This is a genomic window from Micromonospora sp. NPDC048830, from assembly GCF_043198215.1.
In the GTDB taxonomy this organism is placed as follows: domain Bacteria; phylum Actinomycetota; class Actinomycetes; order Mycobacteriales; family Micromonosporaceae; genus Micromonospora.
The window spans coordinates 51,148-73,048 of sequence record NZ_JBICUP010000025.1 but is presented as its reverse complement, the minus strand read 5'-3'; the positions used below and the strand labels follow the sequence as shown (position 1 = coordinate 73,048).

Below are 21,901 nucleotides of genomic sequence, written 5' to 3'. Positions count from 1 at the left end.
GGGGCCCCTGTCGACAAGGGGCCCCCTTCTCTCACAGCAGCGCGGCGACCGGGCCGATCACGAACACCGCCGGGGGCTGGACGTCCTCCCGGGTGGCCAGCGCGCCGACCTCGTCCAGCCGGGACGGCAGCGCCCGCTGGCTCGGGTGCCCGGCGTCCTGCACCACCACCGCCGGGGTGTCCGGGGCCCGGCCGTGCTCGATCAACTCGGCGGCGACCTTGTCGATCGTGTCGACCGCCATGAGCAGCACGAGGGTGCCCCGCGCGCGGCCCAGCGCGGCCCAGTCGACCAGGGACTGCGGGTGCCCCGGCGGCAGGTGCCCGGACACGACCGTGAACTCGTGCGCCACGCCCCGGTGGGTCACCGGCACGCCGGCCAGGGCGGGCGCGGCGACGGCGCTGGTCACCCCGGGGACGACGACCGTCTCCACCCCGGCCGCGGCGCACGCCTGCACCTCCTCGTGCCCGCGGCCGAAGACGTACGGGTCGCCGCCCTTGAGGCGGACCACCCGCCGGCCGGCGCGGGCGTGCCGGACCAGGGTGTCGTTGATGGCGTCCTGCCCCATCGACGGGCCCCGGGGCACCTTCGCCGCGTCCACCACCAGCACGCCGGGGCGCAGCCCGTCGAGCAGGCCGCGCGGGGCGAGCCGGTCGGCCACCACCACGTCCGCCGCGTCCAGCATGGCCCTGCCCCGTACGGTGATCAGGTCGTCGGGGCCGGGCCCACCGCCGACGACGGCGACCTGCCCCGGGCGCAGCACCGGCTCGTGGTCGTGCCCGTGATGGTGGTGGTCGTGGGCGTGTGGCTGCCCGTCGTGGTCGTGGTGGTCGTGGCCGCCGACCGGGTCGTCGGGGTGGTCGTGCGGGGTCTGCGGCCTGCCCACCTTGTCGACGAAGCCGGGCAGCGCCACCCGGTACGCGCAGGTGTCGCAGTTCATCCGGATGTCCCCGCGCAGCGCCTCGGCGTGCCGGAGCAGCACCAGGTCGGCGAGGGCGTCGCAGTCGCCGATCAGATCGGCCACCCGCACGTCCAGGTCGGGGTGGGCGGCGGCGAACTCCGCCGACTGGGCGGCGATCCGGTCCGGCAGCACCCCGGCGAACAGGAAGTACGGGGCGACGACGATCCGGCGGGCGCCCAGGCGGCGCAGCCGGTCCAGCACGGCCGGCACCGACGGCTCGGCGAGCGAGATGAAGCCCGCCTCCACCCCGGCATAGCCGCGCCCCTCCCACAGCAGCCGCGCCACCTTGACGACCTCGGCGTTGGCGTCCGGGTCGGTGGAGCCGCGGCCGATCAGCGCCACCCACGTCCCCGCCCGGTCGGCGCCGGCCAGCGCGTCGTCGATGCGCTGTTCCAGGGCCTCGTGCAGCAGCGGGTGGGGGCCCAGCGGCCGGCCGAAGGCGTACGTCAGCCCCGGCTGGCGGGCCCGCTCCCGGGCCAGCGCGGCGGGGATGTCGCCCTTGCCGTGGCCGGCGGCGGCGAGGACGAGGGGCAGGGCGACCAGCCGACGCCGGCCCCGCTCGACGAGCGCGCCGACCGCGTCGGTCAGCGGCGGGCGGGACAGCTCGATGAACCCGCCCTCGACGTCGTCGAGGGCGGCGCGGCGGCGGATGCGCTCGACCAGCGCGAGGAACTGGTCGACCCCGGCCGTGCTGCGGGTGCCGTGCCCGACCAGCAGCAGCGGGGTCCGGGGGTCCGGGGCCGGGTTCATGGCGATTCCTCCAGGTAGAGCAGGGCGTTGAGGGCGGCGGCGGCGACGGCGGAGCCGCCCTTCTCGCCGACGTTGGAGACCGCGGGCAGGCCGCTGTCGCGCAGCGCGGCCTTGGACTCGGCGGCGCCGACGAACCCGACGGGCAGGCCGACGACCAGCGCCGGCCGGACGCCGAGGGTGATCAGCTCGAACAGCGCGGTGGGCGCGCAGCCGACCACCCAGACCGCGCCGGGGCCCACCCGGTCGTACGCCAGCCGGACGGCCGCCGCGGAGCGGGTGATCCCGGCCTCGCGGGCCAGCGCGGCGGCGGCCGGCTCGGCGATCGGGCAGACCAGTTCCAGGCCGGCGCGGGTGATCCCGGCGGCGACCATCGCCACGTCGGTGACCACGGGCGCGCCGGCGCGCAGCGCGGCCAGCCCGCCGGCCAGACCCGCCTCGTCGCAGACCAGGTCGGCGACGTAGTCGAGGTCGGCGCTGGCGTGCACGACCCGCTCGGTGACGGCGCGGGTCAGCGGCGGCAGGCCGGACAGGTCGACCCGGGAGCGCAGGATCGCGTACGACTCCTGCTCGATCGGGTGCACGACGCGACTCACCGGCGCTCCCCCTCCGCGTCGGCCGCCCCGGTCTCGCCCCCGGAGCCGGCGACGACCCCGGTCTCGCCCCCGGAGCCCGCGACGGCCACGGCCGGGCCGGAGGAGCCGTAGCGGCGGTCGTAGCCGCGCAGCTTCCACAGCGCGACCGCGCCCGCCCAGGCGAGGGCGAACACCGCGACGACGGCGTAGCCGAGCTGCTCGAAGTGGTCGGCGACCGCCGCGTAGCCGGCGAGGGCGGACACCCGGAGGTGGTCGGCCAGCAGGCTCGCCAGGTAGACGCTGGCCACCAGCGCGCCGACCAGCACCGTCACGGCGGTGGTGGCCAGGTTGTAGTACAGCCGCCGGGCCGGCTGCCGGTACGCCCACGAGTACGCCCGGCTCATGAGCAGGCTGTCGGCGGTGTCCATGGCCGACATCCCGGCGGCGAACAGCAGCGGCAGGGTGAGCAGGGCCAGCACGGGCAGCCCGCCGGCGGCGGCGGTGCTGGCCGACAGGGCGAGCAGGGTCACCTCGCTGGCCGTCTCCAGGCCGAGGCCGAAGAGGAAGCCGACGGGCGCCATGTGCCAGGAGGAGCGGACCAGGGCGCGGGCCCGGGAGCCGAGCACCCGCTGCATCAGCCCTCGGTTGAGCAGCTGCAGGTCCAGCTCCCGCTCGTCGAGGTCGCCGTGGCGCAGCCGCCGCCACAGCCGGGCCAGGCCGGCCAGCACCACGGCGTTGAGCACGGCGACCAGGGCCAGGAACAGCGTGGCGGTCACCGCGGCGACGGTCGCGCCCACCTCGCGTGCCTGGGCGAGGCCGGGCCCGGTGAGGTTGGCCGAGGCCAGCCCGATCACCAGGGCGAGCAGCAGCACCACCGCGCTGTGCCCGAGGGCGAAGAAGAAGCCGACGCCGACCGGCCGGCGCCCGCGCAGCAGCATCAGCCGGGTGGTGTCGTCGATCGCGGCGATGTGGTCGGCGTCGAAGGCGTGCCGCACCCCGAGCGCGTACGCCAGGGCGCCCGCCCCGGCGAGGCCGCCGGCCGCCGCGGGCTGGTCGTTCCAGTACAGGTACAGGCTCCAGCCGGCGACGTGCAGCACGGCGACGGCGAGCACGATGCCGCCGAGGCGTAGCCGCTCGGCACGGCTCCACCGGCCCGCCGGGGGCGCTGCGCTGACCGTGGTCGAACTCATCGGACTCCTTCTGGGCGGTCGGTGCCGACGACGCGGATCGCGTCCACCGGGCAGATCTCCAGGCACTCCAGGCAGCCGGTGCACCGGTCGGCCCGGACCCGCAGACCGGCCGGCGTGGGTCGGATGGCGTGCGTGGGGCAGGTCAGCAGGCACGCGCCGCAGCCCTGGCAGGCGCCGATGGCCACGGGGGCGGTCAGCTGCGCCACCGGTACCCCCGCGGGGTGACCATCCGGCCGGCGACGATCCGGGTCTGGCTGCTGCCGACGACCACGACGCTGTACATGTCCACCGTCCCGGCGTCGAAGGTGGCCAGGGTGGCCAGCCGCACCCGCTCGCCGTCGCGGCTGGCGTTGCGCACCACGCCGACCGGGGTGTCCGGCGGGCGGTGCTTGGCGAAGACGCGCAGCGCGGCGTCGAGCTGCCAGTCCCGGGTGCGGCTGCGCGGGTTGTACAGCAGCGCCACGAAGTCCCCCTCGGCCGCCGCGGCGACCCGCCGCTCGATGACCTCCCAGGGGGTGTGCAGGTCGGACAGGCTCAGGTACGCGTGGTCGTGGCCGAGCGGCGCGCCGAGCAGCGCCGCCGCGGCGAGGGCGGCGGTCACCCCGGGCACCCCGACCACGTCGATGCGGTCGTCGGCGTACTCCAGGGCGGGGCTGGCCATGGCGTACACCCCGGCGTCGCCGGAGCCGATCAGCGCGACCGCGTGGCCGGCGGCGGCCTCGGCCACGGCGGCGCGGGCCCGCTCCTCCTCCGCGCCGAGGCCGCTGGCCAGCACCCGGGTGCCGGGGCGCAGCACGTCGCGCACCTGCTCGACGTACTGGTCGAGGCCGACGACCACGGCGGCGCGGCGCAGCTCGGCGACCGCGCGGGGGGTGCGCAGGTCGGCCGCGCCGGGGCCGAGGCCGACGATCGCCAGCCGGCCGCGCGGCGCGTGCCGGGCCACCGCCACGGTGGCCATCGCGGAGGCGGTCTTGGGCGCCACCAGCTCCGCGGAGGCGTGCCGGCCGGGCTCGCCGAGCAGCGCCGCGGCCTCCGCGACGCTGGGCGTGCCGACCGCCGCGCGGACCACCTCGCTGGGGTTGGGCACGTCGACCGCCGCCAGGTCCGCCGCCGGGTGGGTCACCAGGGGTACGCCGAGCGCGTCGGCGGTCGACCGGATGCCCGCCTCGTCGGCCTTGACGTCGGCGCTGGCCAGGGCGCGCACGCTCGCCGGGCTCAGCCCGGCGTCGGCCAGCACCCGGTCCAGCAGGGCGCGCGCCTCGGCGGCCGGTACGCCCCGGCTGCCGCCCACCCCGACCACCAGCGACGGGGGCCGGAGCACGGCGGTCCGCCCGTCCGTCGGCACCACCCGATCGGTGACCAGCAGCCGGTACGCGTCGGCGGGCGCGTCGGGCCGCACGGTGTCGGGCAGGGCGGGCAGCGGCCAGGTGGCGTCGGCCTCGAGCCGCACGGGCTCGCCGTCCAGGATCGCCCGGCTGACGGCGGCGACCGCCCCCTCGACGGGCCAGCCGAGGGTGTCCAGGCCGGGCAGGTCGACCGCGTCGGTGGCGGTGGTGACCACCGGCCGGGCGTCGAGCAGCGCGCCGACCTCGGCGGCGAGGGCGTTGGCGCCCCCGGCGTGGCCGCCGAGCAGCGCCACGGCGTGCCGGGCGGCCTCGTCCACCACCACGACCGCCGGGTCGGTGCGCTTGTCGCCGAGCAGCGGCGCGAGGACGCGGACGACCGCGCCGGTGGCCAGGAACGCCACCACCGCGTCGTACCCGGTGAAGGCCGCGCGCAGCGCGTCGCCGACGGTGTCGGCCTCGACGAGGCGGGCGTGCGGCCAGGCGTCGGCGACGGTCCGGGCGTGCCGGCGTCCGGCGGCGGTGGCCGCGACGAGCCCGATGCGGATCGTGGTCAAGGAAGCTCCCCCGTGAGGACGACGACAGGATTGGTGGCGGCCAGCCGCACCGACCCGCCGGGCAGGTCGGCCAGCCGGGCGGCGGAGAGTTGGACGCCCTCGGCGCGGTAGCCGTGCTCGCGCAGCAGGGCCAGCGCGGGGGCGACCCGGTCCAGGGCGGCGAGGGTCACCACGATCCGGACCGGTTCGCGGGCGGCCACGGCGGCGAGCACGTCCAGGCCGCCCCCGCCGACGAACACGGCGTCCGGGTCGGGCAGCCCGCCGAGCGCGGCCGGGGCCGCCCCGGCGACCACCCGCACGTCGACCCCGTGGGCGGCGGCGTTGCGCCGGACCAGGTCGACGGCGTCCGGGTCGCGCTCGACCGCGACGACGGCCGCGCCGAGCAGCGCGCACTCGACGCCGACCGAGCCGCTGCCCGCGCCGACGTCCCAGACGAGCCGGCCGAGCCGGGGGCGCAGCCGGGCCACGGCGAGGGCGCGCACCTCCGCCTTGGTGATCATGGAGTCGCGGTGGGCGTACGCGTCCTCGGGCAGCGCCCAGCCGCCGACCGGGGCGGCGGCCGGCTGGTTGTCCGCCCGCGCCCCGCCGGCCGGCCCGGGATCGGGGGTCCGGTCGGCGAGGGACAGCAGCACGTGCGGGTCGGCCCAGGTCGCGGCGGCGGCCTCGGCGGGCGTGGTCTCGGTGACCCGCTCGGCCGGGCTCCCCAGGTGCTCGGCGACGACGAGCCGCCGCGGCCAGCCGACCAGGCCCGCGCCGATCTCGGCGGCCCCCGCGCCGGGCGCGGTGAGCACGGCGACCGCCGGCAGCGCGCGGGCCGCGTTGAGCGCGGGCCGCAGGTCCCGGCCGTGGGCGCTGACCACCGCCGCGCCGTCCCAGGGCAGGCCGGCGCGGGCGAACGCGGCGGCCACGCTGGACACGGCGGGCAGCACCCGCACGGGCAGCCCGTCGGCGCGCAGCCGGCGGACGATGCCGAACAGCCCCGGGTCGCCGCTGGCCAGCACCACCGCCGGGACGCCGTCGGCCACGGCGGCGGCGAGCCGGTCCAGGGCGGGCGCGAGCGGGCCGAGGGCCACCGTGGCGCAGCCCTCGGGAAGGGCGACGGCGGCGAGGTGCCGGGCCGCGCCGACGGCCAGCCGGGCCCCGGCCAGGGCGGCGACGGCGGCCGGGTACGCCGGCGCGCCGGCCGCGTCGACGCCGACGACGGTGACGGGGTGGGTCACGCGGCCCACCGCCCCGAGGAGGCGACCAGCCGGTCCCCCGCGAAGTCGACCATCGCCACGTCGACGTCGACGGCGTGCTCGGCGAAGCGCAGCAGCACCTGGTGTACCCGGTGGCAGAGCAGGTCGCCGGCGGGGCGCAGCAGCCCGGCGGCCTCCCACAGCTCGTACGCGTGCCGGCCGGTGTTGGCCGCCGCCACCTCGGCCACCAGGGCCGGGTCGCCGCCGGCCTCGGCGGTGACCGCGCCGAGCAGGGACAGGTCCACCTTGGACCGGGTGTAGTGGGTCATCAGCACGCCGGCGGCGAGCTTGGCCAGCTTGCCGGCCATCCCGACGAAGACCACCCCGGTCATGCCGTCGCCGACGGCGGCGGTGACCGCCGCGCCGGTGAAGTCGCCGACCTCGACGAAGCAGACCTCCGGCAGCTCCGGCAGGAGTGCGCGGGCGGCCCGCTCGGTGCGCCCGCCGGTGCACAGCACCACGGTCCGCTCGCCCTGGGCGGCCATGACGTGCACCGCCTGCACCACGCTGGCGCGCCAGGACGCCGTGGAGAAGGGGCGGACGATCCCGGTGGTGCCGAGGATGGAGATGCCGCCGAGGATGCCGAGCCGCCGGTTGGTGGTCTTGCGGGCCATCACCTCGCCGCCGGGGACGCTGATCACCACCCGTACGCCGACCTCGGCGAGGTCGACGACCTCGGCGACGGCCTGGCCGATCATCCGGCGCGGGGTCTCGTTGATCGCCGGGCCGCCGACGGGCAGCCCGAGGCCGGGTTTGGTGACGGTGCCGACGCCCGGCCCGCCGGCGAGGTCGAGGCCGGGCTCGTCGCGCCACTCGACGGTGGCCGTCAGGTGCGCGCCGTGGGTGACGTCGGGGTCGTCCCCGGCGTCCTTGACGACCACGGCCTCGGCGCGCGCGGCGGGCGGCGGGGCCAGCTCGCAGCGGTCGACCGGGAAGCTCACCCGGCGGCCGGCGGGCAGGCCGATCTCGACCTCCCGCGGCGGCACGCCGGTGACCAGCGCGGTGACGGCGGCCTTGGCCGCCGCGGTGGCGCAGGCCCCGGTCGTCCAGCCGGTGCGCAGCGCGCGGGGCCGGACCTTCGCGGTACGCGGCAGGTCCGGCTCGCGCAGCGGCGGCTCGGCGTACGTCACCGGGCCGGCCCCGGCGCCCCGGCGTCGCTGACCGACGGGTCCGCGTCCCCGGCGGGCCGACCCGCGTCCCCGGCGGCCCGGTCGGCGTTCCCGGCCGGGCGGGCCGCGTCCGCGCGGCGGCGGCGCAGCTCGGCGCGGGCGGCCGGCTCGGCCCGGCGGAAGGTGTGGAAGTGCCCGGGGTGGTACAGGTGCGACCGGGTGCCGCTGGCGCCCAGCGCCGGCCCGACCAGGAACAGCGTGTGCTTCCACAGCTTGTGCTCCCGAACGGTGTCGGCCAGGGTCCCGACCGTGCAGCGCACCACCAGCTCGTCCGGCCAGGTCGCCTGGTACGCCACCACGGCCGGGGTGTCCGCCGGGTAGCCGCCGGCCAGCAGCTCGGCCTGCACCTGCCCGGAGCGGGCGGCGGAGAGGAACAGCGCCATGGTGGTGCCGTGGCGGGCGAAGTCGCGGACCCGCTCCCCCGCCGGCATCGGCGTCTTGCCGCCCTCGAGGCGGGTGAGGATCACCGACTGGGCGACCTCGGGGATGGTCAGCTCCCGCTCGACGAGCGCCGCGACGGCGGTGAACGAGGAGACGCCCGGCACGACCTCGACGGCCAGCCCGAGGGCCCGGCACATGTCGAGCTGCTCCTGCACCGCGCCCCACAGCGCGGGGTCGCCGGAGTGGATCCGGGCCACGGTCAGCCCCTGCGCGGCGGCCCGTTCGTAGAGGGGGAGCACGCCCTCCATCGGCAGCTCGGACGAGTCGATGATCTCGGCGTCGGGCCGGGCGTGGGCGAGCACGTCGGCGTGCACCAGGCTGGCCGCCCAGACCACCACGTCCGCCTCGCCGATCACCCGCGCGGCGCGCAGCGTGAGCAGGTCGGCCGCGCCCGGCCCGGCCCCCACGAACCAGACCTTCCCCGTGGTCGCTTCTACGGTGGTCAAAGCTTTCCTCCCCTGGTCTCCCGGCGGGCCGGGACGAGCAGCGTCGACAGGTACGGCAGGTCGTCGTCGTCCGGCGCGGGCGGGCCGATCCGCTCGCCGGGCAGGCCGAGCGCCCGCCCGAGCACGGCGTCGTCGAGGCGGCCCTGCCGGCGCAGTTCCTCGACGAACTCCGGGTGCCGCCGCCAGCCCTTGTACGCCACGACGGTCCCCGGGCCGGCCAGCGCGTCGGCGAACAGCGCGAGCCCGGCGGTGGCCGGCAGCAGGGTCAGCGGCTCGCGTCCCTCGCAGAGCACGGTGCCGCTGCGGGCGGCGAGGTCCTGCATGGCGGTGATCCCGGGGACGGTGCCGACCTCGACGGCGGGCCGCAGCGCGCGTACGCCCTGGGCCAGGTAGCCGAAGGTGGAGTACACGTTGGGGTCGCCGATGGTGGCGAACGCGATCCGCGTCGCGCCCGCGTCGAGGGCGTCGACGACGGCGCGGGCGGCGGCGTCCCAGGCGGCCCGCCGGCGGGGCGTGGCGCCGCCCCGGTCGTCGAGCGCGAACGGCAGCCGCCGCACCTGCCCGTCGGCCACGTACGCCCGCACGGTCGCCTCGGCGCGCCCGACGCCGTCGACGGCCCGCGGGTCCGCTCCCGGCTCGCCGACAGGCCCGGCGCCGGGGCCGTCGGCCATGACCGGGACGAAGACCAGGTCGGCCTCGCGCAGCACCCGGACCGCCTTCACGGTCAGCAGCTCCGGGTCGCCCGGCCCCACGCCGACCCCGGTCAGCGTCGGGCGGCCGGGGTCGGCAGGCCGTCCCACCGGCGCGGCCGGCCCGTCCGTCGGGGCGCTCACCGGCACGCCTCCACCAGGCGGCGGGCGGCCAGCGGCTGGCCGGCCCAGTGCACGTGCAGGTAGGAGGCGTGCACCCGGCCGTCGACGAAGCCGTGCTCCCGGTCGTCCCAGCGCCACGCGGGGGTGTCGCCGTGGCCGGGGTCGGTGACGGTGCGGTGGAACTCGTGTCCGCGTACCGGCTCGCCGGCCCGGGTCACCGGGGAGTCGGCGGCGGCCACGGCCTGCCGGTAGCCGAGGGTGAGCCGGCCGCTCATCCGGGCGGTCAGGTCCAGCCGCCCGCACATCGGCACGCCGTCGAGGGACCGGCCCAGGTAGAGCAGGCCGGCGCACTCGGCGACCACCGGCCCGTCGAAGGCGCCCAGCTCGGCGCGCAGCGCGGCGTTGCCGGCGAGGGCCTCGGCGTGCGCCTCGGGGAAGCCGCCGCCGATCACCACGGCCCGGGTGCCGGCCGGCAGCCCCGGGTCGCGCAGCGGGTCGAAGGGGGCCACGGTCGCGCCGGACGCCGCGAGCAGTTCGGCCGTCTCCGCGTACGAGAAGGTGAAGGCCGCGCCGGCGGCGAGGGCGACGGTCGGGCCGGCGGTGGTGGCGGGGCCGCCGACGGCGGCGACCGGATCCCAGGCCGGCGCGGTCAGCGGCGGGGCGGTGCGGGCCAGGTCGAGCAGCGCGTCCAGGTCCACGGTGGCGGTGACCAGGTCGGCGAGGGCGGCCACGATCGCCTCCGACTCCGGGGCCCGCTCGGCGACGGGGACGAGGCCGAGGTGCCGCGACGGGGCGGCGACCTCCTCGGCCCGGCTGACGGCCCCGAGCACCGGTACGTCCACCTCGGCGAGCGCGTCGCGCAGCAGGGCCTCGTGCCGGGGCGAGCCGACGCGGTTGAGGATCACCCCGCCGATGCGCACCGCGGGGTCGAAGGCGCGCATGCCGAGCACCAGCGCGGCGGCCGAGCGCCCCTGGGCGGTGGTGTCCAGCACCAGCACGACGGGGGCGTCCACCAGCCGGGCGACGTGGGCGGTGGAGGCGTACGCCCCGCGGCCGACCGCGCCGTCGTGCAGGCCCATCACGCCCTCGACCACGGCGATGTCGGCGGGCGTCGGGACGGTGGCGCCGTGGCGCAGCAGCGGGGCGACCCGCTCCTCGCCCACCAGCCAGGGGTCGAGGTTGCGGCCGGGCCGGCCGGCGGCGAGCGCGTGGTAGCCGGGGTCGATGTAGTCGGGGCCGACCTTGTGCGGGCTGACGGTGAGGCCGCGGCGGCGCAGCGCGCCGAGCAGCCCGGTGGCCACGGTGGTCTTGCCGTGCCCGCTGGCCGGCGCGGCGACCACCACCCGGGGCAGCGACCAGAGTTCACCGGTGCTCACCACCCCCGGCAGCGACGGTGGTTCGCTCACGCTCACCACTCGATGCCCTTCTGGCCCTTCTGGCCGGCGTCCATCGGGTGCTTCACCTTGGTCAGCTCGGCCACCAGGTCGGCGGCCTCGACCAGCCGCGGGTCGGCGTCCCGGCCGGTGATCACCACGTGCTGGAAGCCGGGGCGGTCGGCCAGGGTCTGCACCACCTCGTCGACGTCCACCCAGCCCCACTTCATCGGGTAGGTGAACTCGTCCAGCACGTACAGGCCGTACCGCTGCGCGGCGAGGTCGCGCTGGATCTGCCGCCAGCCCTCCAGGGCGTCGGCGGCGTGGTCGGCCTCGCCGCCGCGCTGGATCCAGGACCAGCCCTCGCCCATCTTGTGCCAGGCCACCGGGGCGCCCTGGCCGGTGCGCTCGTGCACCTCGCCGAGGGCGCGGAAGGCGTTCTCCTCGCCCACCCGCCACTTGGCGCTCTTGACGAACTGGAACACGCCGATCGGCAGGCCCGCCGTCCAGGCGCGCAGCGCCAGCCCGAACGCGGCCGTCGACTTCCCCTTCATCTGGCCGGTGTGGACGATCAGCAGCGGCCGGTTGCGCCGCTGCCGGGTGCTCAGCCCGTCGGCGGGCACGTACGTCGGCTTCCCCTGCGGCATCAGCGGCCCCTCCTCTTCTTCGCGATCTTGCAGTTTTGGCCCCTCATCTGACCGTTTCCACCCGTTTCGCCTGGGCAACAAGTGCAAGATCGCGGGGGGTGGTCAGGGAGGACAGGGGGTGGTACTGGGCCGAGAGGTGGGTGGCCAGGCGGCGGGCCAGGTTCAGGCGCACCGGGCCGGACTCGCAGTCGACGACGACGCAGGGGGCGCCGGTGGCGGCGAGCACGACCGCCGCCCGGGCGGCCCGGTCGAGCGGGCGGTGCCCGGCGGTGGCCCGCCCGTCGGTGAGCACCAGCACCAGGGGCCGCCGCCGCGGGTCCCGCAGCCGCTCCAGGCGCAGCAGCTCGGCGGCGGCGAGCAGGCCCTCGGCGAGCGGCGTACGCCCGCCGGTGGGCAGCTCGGCCAGGCGGGCGGACGCGGCCAGCACCGACGAGGTGGCCGGCAGCAGGGTCTGCGCGTCCGCGCCCCGGAAGGCGACCACGGCCACCTTGTCCCGCCGCTGGTAGGCGTCGGTGAGCAGGGCGAGCACCGCGCCCTTGACGGCGGACATCCGCTGCCGGGCGCCCATCGACCCGCTCGCGTCGACGACGAAGAGGACCAGGTTGCCCTCGCGGCCCTCGCGGACCGCCTCGCGCAGGTCGCCCGGGCGCAGCCGCAACGGCCCCCCGTGCCGACCGCGGGCGGCCTGGTGCGGGGCGGCGGCGCGGATGGTCGCGGGCAGGTGCAGCGCCCCGGCCCGGCCGGCGAGCGGCGTGCGCGCCCCCGTGGTCCGGCCCCGGCCGGTGCGGGCGCGGGAGCGCCGGCCTGGCACCCCGTCACCCACCCCGGGCGCCGCGAGCAGCCGGGCCCGCAAACCCCGATCGGGTACGGCCACCGGCTGCGTCCCCGCCGCCGGGTCACCGGGCCGGCCGGTCCGGCCGGAGTCCGCTCCGGCACCGCCGGTTCCGCCGTCCTGCCCGGGACCGGCGGTTCCGCCGTCCTGCCCGGGACCGGCGGAACCTGCGTCCTGCCCGGCGCCGCCCGGTCCGCCGGAGTCCTGCCCGGTGCCGTTGTCGGCGCCGGCGCCGCCACCAGCGGGACCCGTCGGGCCACCGCCGTTCGGGCCACCGCCGTCCGCGCCGCCGCCGTCCGGGCCGCCGTCGTCCGGGTCGGTGTCGGGGTCGTCCTCGCCGGCGCGGCGCAGCGCCTCGTCCAGGCGCTGCTCGTCCAGGCCAGGAGTGTCGAACGGGTCGCGGCGGCGCCGGTGCGGCAGGGCCAGCCGGGCGGCCACCCGGACGTCCTCGGCGGTCACCACCGTCCGGTCCTGCCAGGCGGCGTGCGCCATCGCGGTACGCGCGGTGACGATGTCGGCGCGCATGCCGTCCACGTCGAACGCGGCGCACACCTCGGCGATCTGGCGCAGCGCCGCGTCGGGCAGCAGCACCCGGTCCAGCCGGTCCCGGGCGGCGGCCACCCGCCGGGCGACATCCGCGTCGGCGTCGGCCCAGCGGGCGGCGAACCCGGCCGGGTCGGCGTCGGCGGCGAGCCGGCGGCGGACCACCTCCACCCGGACCGCCGGGTCCCGGCTGGCGCCCACCTCGACGGTGAGGCCGAACCGGTCCAGCAGCTGCGGGCGCAGCTCCCCCTCCTCCGGGTTCATCGTGCCGACGAGCAGGAACCGGGACGCGTGGCTGACCGACACGCCCTCCCGCTCGACGTGGCTGCGGCCCATCGCGGCGGCGTCCAAGAGCAGGTCGACGAGGTGGTCGTGGAGCAGGTTGACCTCGTCGACGTAGAGCACGCCCCGGTGGGCGGCGGCGAGCAGGCCGGGCTCGAAGGCGCGTACCCCCTCGCCGAGGGCCTTCTCCAGGTCGAGCGAGCCGACCACCCGGTCCTCGGCGGCGCCGACCGGCAGCTCGACCAGCCGGGCCGGGCGGCGGTCGGCCACCGGCTCGTCCGGGTGCGGGCCGTCCGGGCAGCCGGGGTCGGGGGCGGCCGGGTCGCAGGCGAAGCGGCAGCCGACGACGTGGTCGACCGGGGGCAGCAGCGCCGCGAGGGCGCGGACGGCGGTGGACTTCGCGGTGCCCTTCTCGCCGCGCACGAGCACCCCGCCGATGGCCGGGGAGACGGCGTTGAGCAGCAGGGCGAGCCGCATGTCGTCCATGCCGAGGACGGCGGAGAACGGGAAGGCACTCATTGCGGAGCCATCTCCGATCGCGACTGCGGGGCTCGCAAACCCCGCTCACTCCTCGCGCTCACTGCCTGTCCTCCAGGTCGCCCTCGGTGGCCAGGTACGTCTCGCGGAGCCGGTCGAGGGTCGCCGGGTCCGGCGCGGCCCACAGTCCCCGGTCGGCGGCCTCCAGCAGCCGCTCGGTGATGCCGCGCAGCGCCCACGGGTTCGACTGCTCCAGGAACTCCCGCGTCCCGGGGTCGAAGACGTACGCGGCGGCGAGGTGCTCGTACATCCAGTCGTCGACGACGCCGGCCGTGGCGTCGTAGCCGAACAGGTAGTCCACGGTGGCGGCCAGCTCGAACGCGCCCTTGTAGCCGTGCCGGCGCATCGCGGCGATCCACTTCGGGTTGACCACCCGGGCCCGGAACACCCGCCGGGTCTCCTCGCCGAGGGTGCGGGTGCGCACGTCGTGCGGCATCGCGGAGTCCCCCACGTACGCGGCCGGGGATGCGCCGGTGAGGTGGCGGACCATCGCCACCATCCCGCCGTGGTACTGGAAGTAGTCGTCGGAGTCGACGATGTCGTGCTCGCGGGTGTCCTGGTTCTTCACCGCCACGGCGATGCGGGCGAAGGAGCGTTCCATGTCGACGCGGGCCTCCCGACCGTCCAGCCCCGGGCCGTACGCGTAGCCGCCCCAGACGGCGTACACCTCGGCGAGGTCGGCGTCGGTGCGCCAGTTCCGGGCGTCGATCAGCGGCAGCAGCCCCGCCCCGTACGCGCCGGGCTTGGAGCCGAAGATGCGGGCGGTGGCCCGCCGCTCGTCGCCGTGCTCGGCCACGTCGGCGGCGACGTGCGCGGCGACGAAGTTGTCCTCGGCGGGCTCGTCGAGGGCGGCGACCCGGCGCACGGCGTCGTCGATCAGCGCGACGACGTGCGGGAACGCGTCGCGGAAGAACCCGGAGATGCGCACGGTGACGTCGACGCGGGGGCGGCCCAGCTCGGCCAGCGGCACCACCTCCACGCCGGTGACCCGGCGGGACCGGTCGTCCCAGGTGGGCCGGCAGCCCAGCAGCGCCAGCACCTCGGCGACGTCGTCGCCCTGGGTACGCATGGCGCTGGTGCCCCAGACGGTGAGCCCCACCGAGCGGGGGTACTCGCCGGTGTCGGCGAGGTGCCGGGCCAGCAGCGAGTCCGCGAGGGCCACGCCGACGTCCCAGGCGTTGCGCGACGGGATCGCCTTCGGGTCGACGGAGTAGAAGTTGCGGCCGGTGGGCAGCACGTCGACCACGCCCCGGGTGGGCGAGCCGGACGGGCCGGGCGGCACGAACCGGCCGTCGAGGGCGCCGAGCACCCGGTCGACCTCGTCGGTGGTGGCGTCGAGGCGGGGCACCACCTCCCGGGCGGCGAAGCGCAGCACGTCGGCGGCGTCGGGGATCGCGCGGCCGGCGACCTCCGTGACGACCTCGTCGACCCGGTCGGCGTCCCAGCCGAGGGTCTCCATGCCGACGACGAGGCGGCGGGCCAGCCCCTCGATCAGGTCGACGGCGTCGGCGGCCGTGGCGGCCGGCCCGTCCACGGCCCCGGTCAGCGCCGCGGGCACGGCGATCCGCTCGCCGGGCGCGGCGAGCAGCGCCTGCTCGTCGAGGCCGTACGCGGCGGCGAGGGCCTGCCGCAGGCCGGGCAGCGCCCGCGCCCCGCGCCACACCTGGGGGGCGCGCAGCACGGCGAGGACCAGGTTGACCCGGGCCTCGCCGGCGGGCGCGCCGCCGAGGACGTGCAGCCCGTCGCGGATCTGCACGTCCTTGACCTCGCACAGGTACCCGTCGAGGTGCAGCACGAAGTCGTCGAAGTCGTCGGCGGCGGGCATGTCCTCGGTGTGCAGGTCGTGGTGCAACTCGGCGGCGCGCACGAGGTCCCAGATCTGCGCCCGGACGACCGGCACCTTGGCCGGGTCGAGGGCCTGCACCGTGGCGTACTCGTCGAGGAGCTGTTCGAGCTTGGCCAGGTCGCCGTACGTGTCGGCGCGGGCCATCGGCGGGACGAGGTGGTCGACGACGACGGCGTGGGCGCGGCGCTTGGCCTGGGTGCCCTCGCCGGGGTCGTTGACGATGAACGGGTACACCAGCGGCAGGTCCCCGAGGACGGCGTCGGGGGCGCAGTCGGCGGCCAGCCCCAGCCCCTTGCCGGGCAGCCACTCCAGGGTGCCGTGCTTGCCGAGGTGCACGACGGCGTCCGCGCCGAACCCGCCGTCGGCGACGGGCGCGGCCAGCCACCGGTACGCGGCCAGGTAGTGGTGGCTCGGCGGCAGGTCGGGGTCGTGGTAGATGGCGATCGGGTTCTCGCCGAAGCCGCGCGGCGGCTGGATCATCAGCACCACGTTGCCGAAGCGCAGCCCGGCCAGGACGACGTCGCCGCCGTCGACGTACAGCTCGCCCGGCGGCTCGCCCCAGTGCGCGAGCACCGCCTCCCGCAGCCCGGCCGGGAGCCGGTCGAACCACCTCCGGTACGTCTCCCCCGGCACCCGGGCCTCGGCACCGGCGAGCTGCTCCGGGGTGAGCCACTCGACGTCGTGCCCGCCGGCGGCGATGAGGGCGTGGATCAGTGCGTCCCCGTCGCCGGGCGGCGGCTGCTCCCCCAGGTCGTAACCGGCGTCGGCGAGCGCGGCGAACAGGCGCACCGCCGAGGCGGGGGTGTCCAGGCCGACGGCGTTGCCGACCCGGGAGTGCTTCGTCGGGTACGAGCTGAGCACCACCGCGAGGCGCTTGTCGGCGTTCGGGACGTGCCGCAGCCGGGCCTGGCGCACGGCGATGCCGGCGACCCGGGCGGCCCGCTCCGGGTCGGGCTCGTAGACCGACAGCCCGTCGGCGTCGATGCGCTTGAACGAGAACGGCACGGTGACGATCCGGCCGTCGAACTCGGGGATGGCCACCTGCATCGCGGCGTCCAACGGGGACAGGCCGGCGTCGCTGGCCGCCCACTGGTCGCGGGTGCTGGTCAGGCAGAGCGCCTGGAGCACCGGGACGTCGAGGGCGGCGAGCGCGCCGACGTCCCACGCGTCGGGGTCGCCGCCGTTGGAGGCGTCCGCGGGGACCGTCCCGCCTGCGGCCAGGACGGTGACGACGAGCGCGTCGCAGCGGGCGAACAGTTCGAGGGGCCCGTCGCCCGGGGCGAGGCCGCGCAGCGAGCCACAGTAGACGGGCAGGGGGTTGCCGCCGGCCGCGTCGACCGCGTCGGCGAGGGTGTCGACGAACGCGGTGTTCCCGGCCAGGGTGTGCGCCCGGTAGAAGACGATCCCGACGGTGGGGCGGCCGGGCACCGGCTCGCGGTCGCCGTGGACGCCGTACGCGGGGGTGGGTGCGGGCGGGGCGAAGCCCTCGCCGGTGAGCAGCACCGTGTCGGAGAGGAACCGGGCGAGCTGGGCCAGGTTGTCCGGCCCGCCCTCGACCAGGTACGCCAGCGCCTGGGTGGCCACCCCGGAGGGCACGGTGGACACCGCCATCAGCTCCGCGTCCGGCACCGCCTCGCCGCCGAGGACCACGGTCGGCACGCCGGAGGCGAGCACCGCGGCCAGGCCGTCCGGCCACGCCTGCCGGCCGCCGAGCAGCCGTACGACGGCGAGGTCGACGCCGTCGAGCAGCGCGGACACGGCGTCGGCGGCGACCCGGGCCGGGTTGGCCAGCCGGTAGTCGGCGCCGCTGGCGCGGGCGGCGAGCAGGTCGGTGTCGGCGGTGGACAGCAGCAGGATGCGCACGAACGGCTCCGGAGAGTGATGCCCCCGGCGGCGAGCGGCCGTCGGCGGGCAGGGGATGGGCGCGGGCTCAGCGGGTACGGCGGACCGGGTGCCGGGTCAGCGGGGGCCGACCGGCCGGGCGGGCGAGGACCCGGCGGGGCGGGGGCGCGGACGTCGGCGGTCCCGAGGCACGGACCTCGGCGTGCGGGATGCGGACGTCAGCGGCGGACGACGGGCCGGGCGCGGCCGGGCGGCGGCTCGGGTCGGCGGCCGGCCGCGGGCCTGCTGCCACGCGCTGACCGGCGCAGACGGTGGTCGTCGGCGTGCGTCATCGGGTCCTCCTCGGGTGTCCACGCCCTGGGGTCGTCCCGACGGCCGAAGTGTCCTGGCTCCCGGATCGACGCTCACCCCCGGCCTTCCAACCGCAGACACACGGCCGTGACTCACGAGGGGGGATCGCTCCCCGGTGACAGTGGCGGGACCGCGCCGGAATCGCACCGGCTTCCTTCACTGCCGTCAGGCCGCGAATGCTGCCACACCCGCGCGCCGCCGGTCAACGGCGCGTCCCACGGCCGGCCCGCGCGGCGGCCCCGTCCGGCCGGTCGGGAACGCGTCCCCACCTGCCCCAAGGGACCCCTTCGGAGCCGAGTCGCCCGCGAGGTCCCGGGGCCCGCCGGGTCAGCGCAGGCGGCGCTCGGGGTGGGCGCGGTTCCAGGCCCGCATCCGCTCCGGGTACCCGGTGCGCGCCGCCTCGTACAGCGGGACAGCGTGCCGCTGGGCGATCCGCGCCGCCGCCCGGGGCGAGCCCGTCCGGCGGCGGATCCACTCGCCGTCGTGGGCGATCGCCATCACCGTGGTGTCGGTCGCCGTGGTCTCGGGCTCCAGATAGAACTCCACGCCCCGGCGGGTCCGCACGAACGCCTCCAGGGCGGCGAGGTCGTCGGCGTTCGCCTCGCGGTCGAGCTTCGTCGGCGTCCCGTCGGCGGCGCGCCGACGCCGGCTGAACCAGCCCATGTCCGACCCCTTTCCTGGGCGTCTCCCCCAGTGCAGCACCGCCGGCTGGCAACCGGCTGCGAGCCGGGTGAGAAGAAGCTGACCGTGGACCCGGACGGCCGCCGCCGTCGGCGGGGAGCCTTCAGCGCTTCAGCGGGCGGGTGGCCGGAACCAGGGCGAGGGTGGGCAGCAGCACCAACGGCACCACGAGCAGGGCGCGCAGGGTGCCCACGTGGTCCCCGAGGAAGCCGAGCAGGGGCGGCCCGCCGAGGAACGCGGTGTAGCCGAGCACGGCGACGACGCTGACCCGGGCGGGTGCCCGCTCCTCGTCGTCGGCGGCGGCGCTCAGGCCCACCGGGAAGCCGAGCGACGCGCCGATGCCCCACAGCGCCACGCCGACGATCGCCACGAGCCCGGACCCGGCGAGCACCGCGACGGACGCACCGGCCCCGGCGACCGAGATGGTGGCGAGCAGCACCGGCACCCGCCCCCACCGGTCCAGCGCCACCGTGCCGGCGGTGCGGCCGAGGGTCATGCCCGCCACGAACACCCCGTACACGGCCGCGCCGGCCGCCTCGCTCAGGTCGTACCCCTCGACGAAGGCCACCGCGACCCAGTCGTTGGCGGTGCCCTCGGTGAACGCCGCCACCAGCACCAGCAGGCCGATGAGCAGGGTGCGCGGCTCCCGCCAGGCCGCCAGCTGGGCGCGGCGCCGGGCGGCGGCGTCCGCTCCCGGCTTCGCGTCGTCCGTCGACGGGGCCGGCGCGGCGGCCAGGAACGCGCGGACCGCGAGCAGCGTCCCGACCAGCACCACCGCCGCGAGCACCGCCAGGTGCGCGGCGAGCGGGAACCCGAGCCGGGCGGCCCCCGCGCCGAGGCCGGCGCCGGCCACCGAGCCGAGGCTCCAGGCCGCGTGGAACCGGGGCATGATCGTCCGGCCGAGCCGCCGCTCGACCCCCGTCGCCTCGATGTTCATCGCCACGTCGCAGGTGCCGGAGCCGTAGCCGAGGGCGAACAGGCCGACCGCGACCCCGGGCAGCCAGCCGGCGAGGCCGGCGGACAGCCCGATGACGGCCAGCGCCAGCGTGAGCAGCGCCGTGCTGTACGCCACCGTGCGGGCCGCCCCGAACCGCTGGGTGATCAGGCCGGACGTCGGCATCGCCACCAGCGCCCCGATGGACGCCGCCAGCAGCAGCAGCCCGAGCCGCCCCGCGCTGAGCTCCAGCGCCTCCTTGACCGCCGGCACCCGGGAGAACCAGGCGGCGGAGGCGAGGCCGTTGAGGGCGAACACGACGGCCACGGCGTTGCGCGCCGCCAGCACCGGCCGGGCGACGGCCGGAGCGGCCGCCGGTTCGGTGACGTCGGTGGAACTGTTCACAGTGCCGTTTCCTCTCCCCGTGCCCGGCGCCGCCCACGCGCGGCCCCGCCGACGATCGCACACCTGAGAGCGTTCCCACCACCACGTCTTCCATCGCCTGCCGGCGGCCCGCCGGAGCCGGGCGTGACGCCGGTCGGTACCGGCGCGGCACGACGGCCGGTTAACCGCTGCTCCGGCGGGTAACCGGCGTCGCCGCCGACCGACGGCGGTGAAGCGTCCCGCGACGCGAGGTGAGAACGAGTTGACCGAGCCCGCCCCGGCGCACCGGGAACCGGCGCAGGACCACCGACACGGGCGGCTGACCGCCCGCCCGGGCCCGCCGGTCACCCGTGCCCAGCGCGGCCTGGTGACCGTGCCGGGCCCCGGCGGCGAGCCGGCGGCCCTGCTGTACGCCCCGGCGGAGCGCGCCGACGACCGGCCGTACCGGCTGGTGCTGCTGCTGCACGGGGCGGGCGGGTCGGCGCGGCAGGGGCTGGACCTGCTGCTGCCGCTGGCCGACGCGCACCACCTGCTGCTGGTCGCGCCGAAGGCGACCGCGTCGACGTGGGACGTGATCGTCGAGGGGTACGGCACCGACGTACGCCGGATCGACGCGCTGCTCGCCGACGCGTTCAGCAACTACCGGGTCGCCCGGGTGGCGTTCGGCGGCTTCTCCGACGGCGCCTCGTACGCCCTCTCGCTGGGCCTGACCAACGGCGACCTGGCCGACGCGGTGCTGGCCTTCTCCCCCGGTTTCGCCGCGCCCCTGGTCAGCCACGGTCGGCCCCGGCTGTTCCTCTCCCACGGCGCCGACGACCAGGTGCTGCCGGTGGACGTGTGCAGCCGCCGGCTCGCGCCCCGGCTGCGCGGCCTCGGCCACGACGTGACGTACGCCGAGTTCGACGGCGGGCACGAGGTGCCCGAGGCGATCCGGCGTCAGGCGCTCGACTGGCTCGCGGCCGGCTGAGCCCTCCGTGCCCAGGTTCCCGTTCGGGCCGCTGTCTCCGGAACTCGACCGGCTCAGACGGCGGGCAGGCCGAGCGCCTCGTCGACGCGGCCGAGGACGGCCGCGTCGTCGCCGGGCGCGAGCCCGCGCAGCAGGTCGATGGCGGTGGCCCGGAGCTGCCCGACGATCATCGCCACCGGGAGGGTCTGACCGGAGGTGAACAGCCGGCCGGCGAGCCGGACCGCCTCCAGCGCGGCGTCCTCGGCGCGGGCGGCGTGCTCGTCGGCGGCGGCGTCCCGGCCGTCGAGGTCGGCGGCGAACGCCTCGCCGGCGGCGTGCACCGCGGCGGCCAGCGACCGGACCGCCGCGCCCAGCTCGGCCGGGGCCGGGCTGCCCAGCCGGGTGAGGGTCACCCCGGCCCGGGCGAGCACCCGCACGTTGCGCACCGCGTAGTCGATCTGGCCGATCGACGGGTCCACCGAGCGCAGCCGGCCCAGGTCCCGGCGGCGGCGTACGTGCAGGGTCAGCGCCTCGCCGGCGGCGAGCACGCCGCCGCGCAGCCGCTCGACGGCGGCGTCCATGCCCCGGGCCCGGTGGAGGGCGGCCAGGGCGGCCGTCTCGTCGCGGGCGTCGAGCGCGTCGGCGACCTCGCACAGCAGCCCCGCCAGGTCCTCGAAGGTCTGCCGGAACTCGGCGACGAGCGGGGCGAGGGGACGCCGGGCGTCGAGGAGCTGGCTGGCGACGAGGGCGACCCCGCCGCCGACCAGCGCGTCGACGAACCGGAACGGGACCAGCGACTCCGTGGGCGGGGCGATCACCACCAGGTACAGGGCGGAGACGGCGGCCTGCACCACGGACACGCCGCTCGCGCCGACGGCCACCGCCAGCGCGACGGTGAGCAGGATGACCGTGAAGACCGTCCAGCTGGTGTGCGGTCCGAGGGCCTGCACCACCACGTCGGCGACGAGCACGCCGGCGGCGACGCCGAGCACCACCTCCACCGCCCGCCGCGTCCGCTGGCCCCGGGCCTGACCGAGGACGATCAGCGCGGCGGCGGGGGCGAAGAACGGCTGCGGGTGCCCGAGCAGCCGGGTGGCCAGCACCCAGGCGACCGTGGCGGCCAGGGTCGCCTCCACCACCGGGCGCCAGCCCCGCCGTACCCGACCGGCGGCCTCCCGGAACCAGCTCCACCGCGGCATCGCCGCCTCCTCCCCTGGTCGCGCCGCC

15 protein-coding genes, 2 pseudogenes and 1 riboswitch are annotated in these 21,901 nt (G+C 77.7%); of the genes and pseudogenes, 1 reads left to right on the top strand and 16 read right to left on the bottom strand.

Annotation, left to right across the window (positions count from 1 at the left end; genetic code table 11):
• Nucleotides 1-31: 31 nt before the first annotated feature.
• The 15 genes and pseudogenes from cobA to ACGFIZ_RS21260 form a co-directional block, all read right to left on the bottom strand.
• Nucleotides 32-1,708: a uroporphyrinogen-III C-methyltransferase gene (gene cobA / locus ACGFIZ_RS21330; protein ID WP_393421692.1), complete on the bottom strand. Its 1,677-nt coding sequence runs from the start codon at nucleotides 1,706-1,708 to the stop codon at nucleotides 32-34.
• The gene (locus ACGFIZ_RS21325) at nucleotides 1,705-2,301 is read right to left on the bottom strand and encodes a precorrin-8X methylmutase (protein ID WP_393421690.1); all 597 of its coding nucleotides are present in this window, start codon (nucleotides 2,299-2,301) and stop codon (nucleotides 1,705-1,707) included. Before ACGFIZ_RS21325 ends, cobA begins: the two co-directional genes overlap by 4 nt.
• Nucleotides 2,298-3,377, bottom strand: a complete 1,080-nt coding sequence (locus ACGFIZ_RS21320) for a HoxN/HupN/NixA family nickel/cobalt transporter (RefSeq protein WP_393421751.1) — start codon at nucleotides 3,375-3,377, stop codon at nucleotides 2,298-2,300. Before ACGFIZ_RS21320 ends, ACGFIZ_RS21325 begins: the two co-directional genes overlap by 4 nt.
• A gap of 63 nt (nucleotides 3,378-3,440) precedes the next feature.
• Nucleotides 3,441-3,676 (bottom strand): annotated as a pseudogene (locus ACGFIZ_RS21315) (DUF362 domain-containing protein); the annotation flags it as partial.
• Complete coding sequence (gene cobJ, locus ACGFIZ_RS21310; RefSeq protein ID WP_393421688.1) at nucleotides 3,664-5,370, bottom strand: precorrin-3B C(17)-methyltransferase; 1,707 nt, start codon at nucleotides 5,368-5,370, stop codon at nucleotides 3,664-3,666. The pseudogene ACGFIZ_RS21315 and the gene cobJ, both read right to left, overlap by 13 nt.
• Complete coding sequence (gene cbiE, locus ACGFIZ_RS21305) at nucleotides 5,367-6,599, bottom strand: precorrin-6y C5,15-methyltransferase (decarboxylating) subunit CbiE (RefSeq protein WP_393421686.1); 1,233 nt, start codon at nucleotides 6,597-6,599, stop codon at nucleotides 5,367-5,369. Before cbiE ends, cobJ begins: the two co-directional genes overlap by 4 nt.
• On the bottom strand, nucleotides 6,587-7,738 hold the full coding sequence (locus ACGFIZ_RS21300; protein WP_393421684.1) for a cobalt-precorrin-5B (C(1))-methyltransferase: 1,152 nt from the start codon (nucleotides 7,736-7,738) through the stop codon (nucleotides 6,587-6,589). The genes cbiE and ACGFIZ_RS21300 overlap by 13 nt, the downstream gene beginning before the upstream one ends.
• Nucleotides 7,735-8,664 carry a precorrin-4 C(11)-methyltransferase gene (gene cobM, locus ACGFIZ_RS21295; protein ID WP_393421682.1) on the bottom strand — a complete coding sequence of 310 codons (930 nt, stop codon included), beginning with the start codon at nucleotides 8,662-8,664 and terminating at the stop codon, nucleotides 7,735-7,737. Before cobM ends, ACGFIZ_RS21300 begins: the two co-directional genes overlap by 4 nt.
• On the bottom strand, nucleotides 8,661-9,464 hold the full coding sequence (gene cobI / locus ACGFIZ_RS21290; protein ID WP_393421749.1) for a precorrin-2 C(20)-methyltransferase: 804 nt from the start codon (nucleotides 9,462-9,464) through the stop codon (nucleotides 8,661-8,663). The genes cobM and cobI overlap by 4 nt, the downstream gene beginning before the upstream one ends.
• A 29-nt stretch (nucleotides 9,465-9,493) precedes the next feature.
• Complete coding sequence (locus ACGFIZ_RS21285) at nucleotides 9,494-10,852, bottom strand: cobyrinate a,c-diamide synthase (RefSeq protein ID WP_393421746.1); 1,359 nt, start codon at nucleotides 10,850-10,852, stop codon at nucleotides 9,494-9,496.
• 32 nt (nucleotides 10,853-10,884) lie between these two features.
• Nucleotides 10,885-11,496 (bottom strand): cob(I)yrinic acid a,c-diamide adenosyltransferase, encoded by a 612-nt coding sequence (gene cobO / locus ACGFIZ_RS21280; protein ID WP_393421680.1) that lies wholly within the window; start codon nucleotides 11,494-11,496, stop codon nucleotides 10,885-10,887.
• Nucleotides 11,497-11,539: 43 nt separating this feature from the next.
• Nucleotides 11,540-13,734 (bottom strand): annotated as a pseudogene (locus ACGFIZ_RS21275) (VWA domain-containing protein).
• A complete protein-coding gene (gene cobN, locus ACGFIZ_RS21270) occupies nucleotides 13,731-17,399 on the bottom strand; it encodes a cobaltochelatase subunit CobN (protein WP_393421678.1) in 3,669 nt (1,222 codons plus the stop codon). Before cobN ends, ACGFIZ_RS21275 begins: the two are co-directional and overlap by 4 nt.
• 357 nt (nucleotides 17,400-17,756) lie before the next feature.
• A riboswitch (cobalamin riboswitch) is annotated at nucleotides 17,757-17,886 on the bottom strand.
• A 170-nt stretch (nucleotides 17,887-18,056) separates the two neighbouring features.
• A complete protein-coding gene (locus ACGFIZ_RS21265) occupies nucleotides 18,057-18,392 on the bottom strand; it encodes a hypothetical protein (RefSeq protein WP_393421676.1) in 336 nt (111 codons plus the stop codon).
• A 121-nt stretch (nucleotides 18,393-18,513) separates the two neighbouring features.
• Nucleotides 18,514-19,749, bottom strand: a complete 1,236-nt coding sequence (locus ACGFIZ_RS21260; RefSeq protein WP_393421674.1) for an MFS transporter — start codon at nucleotides 19,747-19,749, stop codon at nucleotides 18,514-18,516.
• Nucleotides 19,750-19,990: 241 nt separating this feature from the next.
• Here ACGFIZ_RS21260 and ACGFIZ_RS21255 point away from each other — a divergent pair, with 241 nt between their 5' ends.
• Nucleotides 19,991-20,695 (top strand): alpha/beta hydrolase, encoded by a 705-nt coding sequence (locus ACGFIZ_RS21255; protein ID WP_393421672.1) that lies wholly within the window; start codon nucleotides 19,991-19,993, stop codon nucleotides 20,693-20,695.
• Between the two features lie 53 nt (nucleotides 20,696-20,748).
• Here the strand turns inward: ACGFIZ_RS21255 and ACGFIZ_RS21250 are convergent, their stop codons facing one another.
• On the bottom strand, nucleotides 20,749-21,873 hold the full coding sequence (locus ACGFIZ_RS21250) for an aromatic acid exporter family protein (RefSeq protein WP_393421670.1): 1,125 nt from the start codon (nucleotides 21,871-21,873) through the stop codon (nucleotides 20,749-20,751).
• Nucleotides 21,874-21,901 lie beyond the last annotated feature (28 nt).